The organism is Streptomyces doebereineriae (assembly GCF_031845645.1).
GTDB lineage: Bacteria > Actinomycetota > Actinomycetes > Streptomycetales > Streptomycetaceae > Streptomyces > Streptomyces canus.
The window spans coordinates 1-382 of the sequence record NZ_JAVREZ010000600.1; the positions used below are offsets into that span (position 1 = coordinate 1).

The 382-nt window shown below is 67.0% G+C and carries 1 protein-coding gene; it reads left to right on the plus strand.

Going from position 1 to position 382, the window contains the following annotated elements:
* On the plus strand, positions 1 to 382 hold a 382-nt coding region (locus RNB18_RS53450), incomplete at both ends, for a sigma-70 family RNA polymerase sigma factor (RefSeq protein WP_311721237.1).

Here is a 382-nt window from a genome sequence, read left to right on the forward strand (position 1 = left end):
CCCATGAGTACCAGTACGCGCGCAACACCCTGATCGAGATGAACCTCTCGCTGGTCCGTTTCGCCGCGTCCCGGTTCCGCAACCGGGGCGGCGACGACACCGAGGACATCATCCAGGTCGGCACGATCGGGCTGATCAAGGCGATCGACCGCTTCGACCTCTCCCGCGAGGTCGAGTTCGCCACCTTCGCCGTCCCCTACATCGTGGGCGAGATCAAGCGCTTCTTCCGCGACACCACCTGGTCCGTGCACGTACCGCGCCGCCTCCAGGAGCTGCGGGTCGACCTCGCCAAGGCGAAGGAGCAGCTCTCCGCCGAGCTGGACCGCGACCCCACGGTCAAGGAGCTCGCCGCCCACCTCGACCTGCCCGAGGAGGAGATCAT